Origin of the sequence: Natrialba chahannaoensis JCM 10990 (genome assembly GCF_000337135.1) — an archaeon.
GTDB classification, from domain to species: domain Archaea; phylum Halobacteriota; class Halobacteria; order Halobacteriales; family Natrialbaceae; genus Natrialba; species Natrialba chahannaoensis.
In genome coordinates this window covers 1-9557 of sequence record NZ_AOIN01000048.1, presented here as the reverse complement: position 1 = coordinate 9557, position 9557 = coordinate 1, and the positions used below count along the sequence as shown (strand labels likewise).

The window sequence follows — 9557 nt, the reverse complement described above, 5'->3', positions numbered from 1 at the left end:
GAAGCTACGTCTTGCAGGGTTGCGCTTGTGTTGGACACACTTCGCGCACCCTGCTGCTTCGTACGTGACGCTTTCTATGACACACTCGTGTCTACGCAACCGATCCAGCCTATCTATCTCCAGAAAATGAACGCCCAGTCGGGCATCACCATCATGTTCTGTCCTTACTCCCGCTCGTGTCAGCAAGGACTTATCGCCGCGGCCACGACGGGTCACGTTGCCGCTGGTCGCGAACGGTTTGTAGCTTTTCGGAGAGATAGTCGTAGTGATCGATTAGGTCCTGCATCGTGATGATGCCCTGTATCTCAAGTCCATCGACCACGACGAGCTTCTTGATCCGCTCGTCTTGCATTCGTTTGATCGCCAGCCTGATCGACCGATTCGGTTCGATCGTCACGAGCGGATGGCTCGCAACGCGTTTGGTTGGAATGTCTGCCAACGGGCGACCCGACTGGTAGGCCGCCGACACGATATCCGACTCCGTGATAATGCCGTACGGTGTCGAGTCTGCCGTGATCACGACGCTCCCGATATCCCGCCCAAGCATCTGGCGCGCAACGGCCTCGAGTGTCGTCGTTTGTTCGACGGCGACGACATCGTCCGTCATGATCTCTGCGACGCGTGCGCACATCTGAATCTGTCACACATTGGGCTGAGTCGTTCCTAACTGTTGTTGCCGTTCTGGCGGGCGAGCGACATGGAGCCGAATCTGTGACCCGTCATCGACGCAACTGCGGAGTACGGGAACACGAGTTCAACGCAATCCCACCGGCAGAGCCATACGAGATGGCGCTCCGCGTCTCTCTGAACATTGGTGACGGTAGCGTTGCTTCCCGGTGGCTATACACTCGACTCCGGGTTGCTATTCTATCCCTCAAACACTTCAAACGGTTATAATTAAATAGGTGCTATCGGATAGTGTCACTGACTCCCTGTGACCGACTTTCGCCGTCACCTGCTTGCGATTCTCTGGGCGAATCTTATCCCACTCGCTGGCTTCGTCCTGTTCGACTGGTCTACGACAATTTTCCTTGGTGTCCTCGTCCTCGACATCTGGGCGACGGTGTTTTGGACGCTGTGCAAGATGCCCTTCGCCGAAAAACGACCGCCGATGCTTCAACAGCGAGCGGGCCGAATCTTTGGAACACTGGCCCAGAAACGCGGTGGGATTTCCCTTCTGGATTCCCTTCCCCCAATCTATCCCCGAAATATACCGACCATCTTTGTTGGCTTCCTCAACAGCGTGATGCTCGGTGTCCTCTCGGCTGTTCTCTGGGTCCTTCCGTATCCAGATCTCACTCCCACGCAACTGGGCTGGATACTCCTTGGTGGACTGGTCGTGTTTCTCGTTCGTGGAGTCGATACGTGGCGCGGGTACTTCCGGGATCGTGGGTACGAACAACACTCCTCGCGAACCGTAGCACTCGACCAGACACAGCAACTCCTCGCAGTGGGTATACTCGTCGTTAGTATCGTCCTCACTGCTGCAGTCACCGGCAACACTGAGCCACCATTCGTCGGCGATTATACACTCGTGACAGTTGTCTTCCTCGGCAAGTTCGGTGCTGACCTCCGTGCGTGGCACATTTCGTCCGACCCCGACCGCCGCGGGTGGTTCACACGTATTTACGGCAGCCCCGATACGGAACACCTGTTCGAATCTGTGACCATCCCACCTGAAGACCCGACAGTCCGCGTTCGTCCTGCACGCCCTGCAGCGCTTGCCGATGCGCTGTTTCACGGTTTCCTGTACCTGTTCAGTACAGTTGGGTTCCTCTTGGTGCTCCTCGCTCTCACTGGCCTGTTTGGCGCACCGGTACTGACTGCGGCCGGGCTAGCACTTCTGGGTGTATTCATGGCACTTCGTGCTGCCGTCCGCTATCTCCACGTGGGGACACTCGAGTACCGGTGCTACGACGACACAATTGTCGTCTACGACACCGTCCTCGACGAACCGCAGGCGCGACTCGAGCGCTGGTCGATCACGGGTGTTTCTGCGTCGCCAACTGTCGTCGATCGAATCGGGGGCACTGAGACGATGACACTCGAGTCCCGAGTCGAGCAGAACTCTCCGCGGATTTCGGCACCGATTGGGTCTGCCGAGATTCCGGCTCCTGATCCGGATGCAACCCACCCGGTCACCGTTGCACTCGTCTCAGACGCCGCACCAGTACTCGATGCGTTGGGCCTCGGTAATCGACTGTAGTTGCTGTTTCGCGGCAGTGTACAGTTCGTCGTTCGTGGTAATCGTTCGTCGTAATTGCTCGTCGGTTGTAGTCAGCAGTTTCTCGATCGGCGGGTGATCACCGAGTCACTCGCCGAACGAGTCGGCGAATACGAGAGGGGACGGGGTCGTATCGCTTTGCCAGGAGTACCGTCCCGCTCGCGTGCCGGCCGACGGCTTCCGAAGTTGTACCGAGCAGCGTCCGGCGAATGAGTCCGCCGCGTGAGACGCCAAGAATCGTAATATCGTGCTCTGTGGTCCGGTCTGTAATCTGTCTCTTATACACATCTNCGCTCAGAAATGTGTATAAGAGACAGCAGCAGGAGCGTGTTTGCGTCCCCATCGCTTCGCTCTGGGTCGGTTTCGGAGCGAACGTGGAGCAGGTGCACGACCGCATCGTGTTGGCTGGCGAGCGCACTTGCCGCCTCGAGTGCAAGGCCCTCGTGTGGTCCGCCGGCGATGGGAACCAGAATCGAGTCGATATCTGGCTGGGGTGTCTGAATCCGCTTGACGAGCACGTCACACGTGGCTTTCCGAAGCACAACGTCGATGTAGCTTCCCAGAATGACGTTCTGTCGTGGCGGTCGACCGCGCCAGCCCAGCAGCGTCAGTTCGACGTTTTCCTTCTCGATCGCACCGAGGATTCCGCTCGTGACGCTCCGTGCGAATCGCACCCGTTGGTCGACCGGAACACCGTGTTCGGACGCGATCGCTGCTGCGTCTGCGAGCAGTTGCTCGTCGCTGTCATCCAGAAGTCGGTGACCAGCGTCAAGGGGTAACTGGTCCGGCACGGCAACGACGTGAATAACGAGCAATCGTAATGACCGCTCGGCAGCGATGTCTATCGCCGTTTCCAGCAACCGCTCGACCGTTTCTTCGTTTGCCACCGGTAGCAGTAGTGTCTCGTCGGGGGCTGATGTACGGGATTCCATATCGTCTCGTTCGCGTTCTATGGCTATCATATCCTGCCGTGTCCTTGCCGGCGTTGTCCGATTCCCAAATTCTCTCTCCACGATACCCTGTCTCTCTGTGCGGTACATTCATCACGAACGATACAGTCTACGTAGTCATCGATGGAGAGTACGAACTCCCGGACAGGGTCGATTCGTCCCGTTCTCGTGCTCGGCGGGTGTGCACTCGTTGCTGCGATCGTCTACGTCGGACTCGTTCCGCAAGCGCTGCTCGCAGGTGATGCATCGCGTGCGCTGTTGTTCCTCGTTCTTGGGTGGGTGCCGTACACCATCGTTTTCTACGCGATCGGTCGGCTCATCTCATCTCCAGAGCAACTCCCGAATATGCGTGCAGCAGATTTCGGACTAGCAGCGTTTCTCGTCTCGCTGTTGCTGAGTCTCGGCCTCGATGCCTGGGGGTTCTCGCCGGAGCAGGTGCCAGCGGCGCACGTGATGCAGGGGGTCGGTATCTTTGTCGGTCTCGCGCTCTTTGGGTGGGGACTGGGCCGGCGGTCGCATGCGGTCGTCACAGCCAGCAGTGATACGGCTTCCAGCGACCGGGACCGGTAGCTTCGGCCACGGGTGTCAGTGCGGCTCTCATTGGTGCCGTCGTCTTTCGCGGATTGGCCTCCGTTCTGGGTGTGATCGTTCGAGATGTGATCCAGCAACAGGCGGCTTCCATCCCGGTCGTCCGTCCCGGAGATAGTCTGTCCGCCTCGTTCGTCGGCTAGTCGCCACCCGCCACGTTCACTCTCCGCCTCCAACACGCTCATCACCAACGACGAGCACGTCTGTCGAACTATGGCGCGTCACCCCGTCCGTGACGCTCCCAAGCATCATTCGTCCGATTCCACCACGTCCTCTCGTCCCCATGACGATGAGATCTGCGTCGATCTCACCTGCGTACTCCAGAATCTCGTGTACCGGTGTCCCCGTTCGAACCGCTGTCGTCGTCTCGATTCCACGATCGGTCGCCGCCGACTCGAGTTCGGCGACGAACGACTCCGCCCGCTCGGTCAGCGTTTCGGCTGCGTTCGACTCCTCGCCTGGGAACCGAACCGAGCCCAGCGGTCCGAGTTCGACGACACAGACGATTGCGACGGGGCACTCGAGTGTCGCCGCGAGATCGAAGGCTGTCTCGGCGGCGTCGGTTGCGAACTCGCTGCCGTCGGTCGGAACGAGGATGTGGTCGTACATGGGTTAATATTCCCTGCAGAACAGCATAAACACGGGTGGCGCTGAGCACGGGTGGCCGCTCGACTATGTGGGGGGAGATGGTAGTGGTAGTGGTGGTATAGTGGTAGCGGTAGTGGTAGTGGTTATAGTTCCACACCCTATCGTGGGACAGGAATCCCCACAACGACTTTTTCACTTCTCCCCATCACTCTACTTACGATGTACGACCGCTTGCTGCTTCCGACAGACATGAGTCCCGGTGTCGACCGTGCGATCGCACACGCGATCGATGCGGCCCAACGGTACGACGCCGAACTGCACATCCTCTACGTGGTCGACGCTGAGGCGTACAGTTCCTACCCAAGTGACGAGTACGTCCACGAGTTCGAAGGCCTTGAGTCGGCACTCGAGCAGGCCGGCGAGAACGCAGTTGCGGAGGTCTCCGATGCAGCAGCAACTGCTGACGTCGAGACGGTGACGGAGATCCGACACGGCGTTCCCCACGAGGAGATTCTCACCTACATCGATGAGGCGGATATCGACCTCACGGTTGTTGGGTCGAAGAACCGCTCGGGCGAGTACCGCCAACTCCTTGGCAGTGTTGCAGAACGTGTGGCGACACACGCCGAGCGACCGGTGACGATCGTCAAAACACCGGTTGAAGACGCGGCCTGAGGCGAACGAAACCAAGCCAACAGCCGTACGTAGCTTTTTCCTGTTCGTCGTTGAGATAACTCTATGTCTGTTCTCGTCCCAATCGATGACTCAGATCCAGCGATGAAAGCCGTCGAACACGCCGCCGAGACCTACGCTGGTGACACCGTAACCCTCCTGCACATCATCAATCCCAGAGCCGGCATGTACGGTGACGAGGCACTGTACGCATACGAGTCAATACTCGAATCAAAACAACAGGCTGCCGCGGACCTGTTCGACCGCGCGAGTGAACTGGCGGCAGAGCATGATTGTTCCGTCCAGACGGAGTCGATCATCGGCTTCCCAGCACGTGACATTGTCTCCGTCGCAACCGATGAGGATATTGACCACATCATCATTGGCAGTCACGGCCGAACCGGCGCATCACGGGTTCTTCTCGGAAGCGTTGCCGAGCAGGTCGTTCGGCGCGCTCCTTGTCCGGTAACCGTCGTTCGCTGACCCCAACAGCCAGCCGTTCGAGACGATGTACTATACCTTGGAGATCTTGCTCAGCGACAGAGGCAGTTATAAACACACGATACATTTCGCCAGCAGCTACTCGCACGTTCTCGTCGATACTCGAGTATGGACGCTGATTCACGGGACGTTCGGGCACGCGGGAACGGGACCGCCGACGGCTCGAGTACCCAGCGCTACACGGCGCACCTCGAACGAAGCCAACGGGTGTGGGACCGTTGGAGCGACTGGTATAGCATGAGCGAGCGCGATTTCGAGCCGATACGGGAGCGGGCGATCGACCGACTCGATCTCCAGGCCGGTGATCGGGTTCTCGATATTGGTTGCGGGCCCGGCGTGAACTTCGAGCATATTCGGTCACAGATCGGCTCTGACGGGGAACTCGTCGCCGTTGACTACAGTCCCGCGATGGTCGCCAACGCACGAGATCGTATCGACCGCCACGGCTGGGAGAACGTCGCGGTTCACCAGGCAGACGCGACGACCGTCGACTTCGACGAGCCGTTCGACGCCGCCGTCGCGACACTTTCACTGGGCGTGATGCCGGATGCCCACAGGACAGTCGAGAATAGTCGTCGGCTGCTCGTTCCGGGCGGCCGACTCGCCGTCGTTGACGTCAGACCGACGCCGAGTGGTCCCCTTCGACTGCTGAATCCGCTCATCTGGCGATTCTTCCGCTGGTACGCAAACTGGAACCCGGCGAACGATGTTCCCGGATCGCTCCGCTACACCTTCGAAGAGTGCGACCTCATCGAGACGGCAGTCGGCGGAACTGCCTACACGATGCTCTGCCGACGAGCTGGTTCTGATTTCGAGGCTGATCACAGCGGCCCCGAACCGACGGATCAGTAACGATTTCCCCCACACCAGACGGTAGTTGAAGTACGTGTCACCGGGTGCTATCGGACGTTATCGAGAGCGGTAGCGGGTACTATCAGGTGCTATCGAGCACGTACTCGACCGCATTTGACTCCCCCCGCCGGAGTAACTCCGAGGCCGTCGACACCGCACAGTCGAGTTCGTCGGCCACCGCTTCGATGCCGTTTCGCCGTGGCACCTCGTAGAACCCAAGCTCTCGTGCCACCTGGAGCGCCGTCACCTGCCGATCGGAGACCGCTCCACCAGCCATCGTCACGCGATTGCTCGCCCACAGGACATCGACTGTGACGCCATCTGAAAGGTCCTCGAGTACGCTCGCGAGATCTGGCGGATGGCCAACGACGGTCAACCGGATCGTGCGATCCGACCGAATTTCGATCGGCGGTACGATAACGACGGTCTCTCGGGAGAGCGCACCAAGCAGCGACAGTCCGTCCGCGTCGAGCTCTCGACGAAGGTAGAGAAAGAAGCCGTCGCTCGTCTGTGTGATGTCGTACTCGAGTACGGTGTCAAGCGTCTCGAGAATCGATTCGTAGGCGTCGGGATCGCCGTCGACGAACGAGGTGATCGTCTCGACGCCGTCGGCTGTCTGTCCACCAAGGATCACCTCGCGCTCGATATCTGATGAGGAGTAGACCTGTTCGAGAAGTGGTGCGGCTGTCTCCCCGTCGTGGCCCAGCGAGACACGCACGGATTTCATTGCGTGGCTCCACGCTGACTACCGCAATAAATACCCGATACTGTTCGTGACAGTCACGACTCTGTGGACACCTCTTTCCGACCAGTAATCCGGTCGGGATCGAGATAGTAGTTCTCGAAGGTCACGTCTTCTCGCGGCTGTTCGAAGATATCTACGTGGGGGAGATCGATCGCCCACATCCCTTGCACGACTGCGGACTCGTAGGGCTCGTTGCTGAGTTCGGCTAACTGTCCCGTTGCAACGACGCTTCGCCACCCCGCTGCTGTCTCGTCGTGAACGACGAACGAGACGCGTCGGTCGACCAGATCGTGTTTTCTGCTTCCGGGCGCGAACGAGAGTTGGAAGTAGAGGACGGACTCTTCCTCGCTGTAGCCATACGAGACTGGAATCGAAACCGGCGGTTCGTCGCTGTCGGTCGCGAACGACAGGACACCTGTGCCGCCACGGCCGAGGAACTCGTCTCGCTCGTCGTCGGTCAGTTGGAGCCACCGAATCCCCTGCATAGGGTAGCCTTCGCGCTCCAGCAAGAAAATACTCGCCAGCCGGTTCGTGGTGTGGGTCCTGCTCGCTGTTCGCTGTTAGTTGAACGCCGCCGCAACCAGTAGTGGGAAGACGAGCGTCGCTTCCGCTTCGATGAGCGTGTAGTTCGTCTTCTCCTCGTCCTTGATTTTGCCCCAGGAGACTGCTTCGTTCGGCGGTGCGCCGGAGAGCGAGCCATCGCCTTCCATGCCGGTCGAAATGTAGATTGCGTGGTCAGCACCGCCACGGAAGAGGTTCGTCATGATCGCGTGGTGTTTCGGCACGCCGCCGCCGACCGCGATGAGACCTGTTTCGTCGGACAGCAGTCCGTCCTCGATCAGCGAGTCGTAGTCATCGAGAATCTCGATGCCGACATCCGAGTCGTAGCCCTGTCGGTAATAGTAGAGGAAGTTCCCGACCTCGGCGTCCGTAAGCGCGGGACAGTAGACGGGAACGTCGTTGTCGGCGGCCTGTTTTAGTACCGAATCCTCGTCGCCGAGCGTCTCGCCGAGTTCACGGGCGAACGCCGTCGGCGTCCGAATCTTCTCGTCCGCGAAGAAGTCGTCGAAGAAGTCATAGAGGTACTCCTCGAGCCAGACGTACCGATCCGAGGGAACGTAGATGTTCCCGAGGCGGTTGATTCCGCGCTCGCGCAGTTCCGCTTCGTCTGCGTCCCACTCCCCCATCTTGAACGGCTTTTCCGTCTTGATCACGTCCTCGGTGAGTGAGCCGGACGTGGTGATGATCACGTCGACGTACCCCTTCCGAACGAGCGCGGCGACGACCTCTCGAAGACCGGAGGAGATGATATTCGAGGTGAACGTGAGATAGACCGTCGCGTCGTTCTCCCGCATCTTCTCGGCAATTTCTATTCCTTCGGCGAGCTGTGTTGCCTGGAACCCTGTCGTTGCGTACGTTTCCAGTAACTCACCGAAGTCGAACTCGCCACGGAAATCGTACCCGCGCACGTCCGCACTCGCTAACTCTTCCTCGCTCCCGGGAACTACGTGATCGCGTGAATCGTCGGTCATATCCCTACAGATGGGCTTGGTCGGTTTGAATCACCCGGCTTCCGTTCGCAGTCTTTGCTCTTCCCGTAACACCCCACAGCAACTCCCTATTGAAAACAACTCCTACAGCAAACACCCCTATGGCAAACACTTCCTGCGGCGAACCCCCGACGGCAAACAACCTCACGGCAAACGACTATACTCCCCGCTCGTGTGCCTACCGTATGGTCGAACAGCACTTCCCAGCACTCGAGGGCGAACGAGTCCAGTACAGCGGCGACACCTGGGAGCTGACGGGAAAGATCGACATCAAACAGAACGGCGATCTCATTCATGCCACGGCGCACACCCCCGACCGCGTTCGCGGGAGTACCAGCCTCCTGGGATTCACACTCGAGAACTCACCGGCGTCACTCAACCCTGGCAACCCTGGCGAACTTACGGGTGAACTTGAACAAACCGATGCTGGATACGAACTTGTTGTGCACCGTCCACACGGGACGACGAGATACAAACTCAACAATCTTCGATCGGCGTAAGGAGGGACAGCGGGGTCGTGTAACGCTGTCAACATCGTTGCGTGACCGTAATTGTGTGGGCGGATTCTGGGTGGTACTCGAGTCGAGTACACCCGGCGATGAATGCTGTTTTACTGGGTATGTCGGATCCGATTACATCTGGTGCTTTTTCAGTTGGCTGACTGTGTATGATCCGTCATGAGTTCCCAATCTCGCCGTCTGTGAGCGCGTCACTCGGGGAGACCGAATCCGTGTGCTTAAGTAGTGGACAGCACAACGATTTGATCCCAACAAAGAACTGATGCACCACTCCGCGTAAGCGTGAGTGGGAAGGGTCAATGCAGGCCGGCCGTCTACCGGCGTGCAGATGAGACCGTGTGTACGTGTAGTCCAGGCGTCCACCTGTCT

At 59.0% G+C, this 9557-nt stretch carries 11 protein-coding genes and 1 pseudogene; 6 read left to right on the top strand and 6 right to left on the bottom strand.

Annotation, left to right across the window (positions count from 1 at the left end):
• Positions 1–190 precede the first annotated feature (190 nt).
• On the bottom strand, positions 191–631 hold the full coding sequence (locus C482_RS08590; RefSeq protein ID WP_006167149.1) for a CBS domain-containing protein: 441 nt from the start codon (positions 629–631) through the stop codon (positions 191–193).
• A 303-nt stretch (positions 632–934) separates the two neighbouring features.
• Between C482_RS08590 and C482_RS08585 the strand changes: the two genes are divergently transcribed.
• Positions 935–2206: a DUF6498-containing protein gene (locus C482_RS08585; protein WP_006167148.1), complete on the top strand. Its 1272-nt coding sequence runs from the start codon at positions 935–937 to the stop codon at positions 2204–2206.
• Between the two features lie 97 nt (positions 2207–2303).
• Here C482_RS08585 and C482_RS08580 read toward each other — a convergent pair.
• Positions 2304–3156 (bottom strand): annotated as a pseudogene (locus C482_RS08580) (universal stress protein).
• Positions 3157–3297: 141 nt separating this feature from the next.
• On the opposite strand from C482_RS08580, the gene C482_RS08575 reads away from it, so the two are divergent.
• Complete coding sequence (locus C482_RS08575; protein WP_006167146.1) at positions 3298–3744, top strand: hypothetical protein; 447 nt, start codon at positions 3298–3300, stop codon at positions 3742–3744.
• 177 nt (positions 3745–3921) lie between these two features.
• Here the strand turns inward: C482_RS08575 and C482_RS08570 are convergent, their stop codons facing one another.
• Entirely contained in the window at positions 3922–4371 is a 450-nt protein-coding gene (locus tag C482_RS08570) for a universal stress protein (protein ID WP_006167145.1), read from the bottom strand.
• 198 nt (positions 4372–4569) lie between these two features.
• Between C482_RS08570 and C482_RS08565 the strand changes: the two genes are divergently transcribed.
• The 3 genes from C482_RS08565 (at position 4570) to C482_RS08555 (ending at position 6375) form a co-directional block, all read left to right on the top strand.
• Positions 4570–5025: a universal stress protein gene (locus tag C482_RS08565; RefSeq protein ID WP_006167144.1), complete on the top strand. Its 456-nt coding sequence runs from the start codon at positions 4570–4572 to the stop codon at positions 5023–5025.
• A gap of 63 nt (positions 5026–5088) precedes the next feature.
• Positions 5089–5505, top strand: a complete 417-nt coding sequence (locus C482_RS08560; protein WP_006167143.1) for a universal stress protein — start codon at positions 5089–5091, stop codon at positions 5503–5505.
• Between the two features lie 126 nt (positions 5506–5631).
• On the top strand, positions 5632–6375 hold the full coding sequence (locus C482_RS08555) for a class I SAM-dependent methyltransferase (RefSeq protein ID WP_006167142.1): 744 nt from the start codon (positions 5632–5634) through the stop codon (positions 6373–6375).
• An 82-nt stretch (positions 6376–6457) separates the two neighbouring features.
• On the opposite strand, the gene C482_RS08550 is transcribed toward C482_RS08555, so the two are convergent.
• The 3 genes from C482_RS08550 to C482_RS08540 form a co-directional block, all read right to left on the bottom strand.
• Positions 6458–7102: a helix-turn-helix domain-containing protein gene (locus C482_RS08550; RefSeq protein WP_006167141.1), complete on the bottom strand. Its 645-nt coding sequence runs from the start codon at positions 7100–7102 to the stop codon at positions 6458–6460.
• 53 nt (positions 7103–7155) lie between these two features.
• Entirely contained in the window at positions 7156–7605 is a 450-nt protein-coding gene (locus tag C482_RS08545) for a pyridoxamine 5'-phosphate oxidase family protein (RefSeq protein WP_006167140.1), read from the bottom strand.
• A gap of 75 nt (positions 7606–7680) precedes the next feature.
• Positions 7681–8652 carry a deoxyhypusine synthase gene (locus tag C482_RS08540; RefSeq protein WP_006167139.1) on the bottom strand — a complete coding sequence of 324 codons (972 nt, stop codon included), beginning with the start codon at positions 8650–8652 and terminating at the stop codon, positions 7681–7683.
• A gap of 203 nt (positions 8653–8855) precedes the next feature.
• Here C482_RS08540 and C482_RS08535 point away from each other — a divergent pair, with 203 nt between their 5' ends.
• Positions 8856–9170 carry a hypothetical protein gene (locus tag C482_RS08535; RefSeq protein ID WP_049896578.1) on the top strand — a complete coding sequence of 105 codons (315 nt, stop codon included), beginning with the start codon at positions 8856–8858 and terminating at the stop codon, positions 9168–9170.
• Positions 9171–9557: the final 387 nt, after the last annotated feature.

Coding starts and splice junctions, on each gene's coding strand:
- C482_RS08590 (WP_006167149.1), bottom strand. CDS start 631: ATGTGCGCACGCGTCGCAGAGATCATGACGGACGATGTCGTCGCCGTC.
- C482_RS08575 (WP_006167146.1), top strand. CDS start 3,298: ATGGAGAGTACGAACTCCCGGACAGGGTCGATTCGTCCCGTTCTCGTG.
- C482_RS08570 (WP_006167145.1), bottom strand. CDS start 4,371: ATGTACGACCACATCCTCGTTCCGACCGACGGCAGCGAGTTCGCAACC.
- C482_RS08565 (WP_006167144.1), top strand. CDS start 4,570: ATGTACGACCGCTTGCTGCTTCCGACAGACATGAGTCCCGGTGTCGAC.
- C482_RS08560 (WP_006167143.1), top strand. CDS start 5,089: ATGTCTGTTCTCGTCCCAATCGATGACTCAGATCCAGCGATGAAAGCC.
- C482_RS08555 (WP_006167142.1), top strand. CDS start 5,632: ATGGACGCTGATTCACGGGACGTTCGGGCACGCGGGAACGGGACCGCC.
- C482_RS08550 (WP_006167141.1), bottom strand. CDS start 7,102: ATGAAATCCGTGCGTGTCTCGCTGGGCCACGACGGGGAGACAGCCGCA.
- C482_RS08545 (WP_006167140.1), bottom strand. CDS start 7,605: ATGCAGGGGATTCGGTGGCTCCAACTGACCGACGACGAGCGAGACGAG.
- C482_RS08540 (WP_006167139.1), bottom strand. CDS start 8,652: ATGACCGACGATTCACGCGATCACGTAGTTCCCGGGAGCGAGGAAGAG.
- C482_RS08535 (WP_049896578.1), top strand. CDS start 8,856: ATGGTCGAACAGCACTTCCCAGCACTCGAGGGCGAACGAGTCCAGTAC.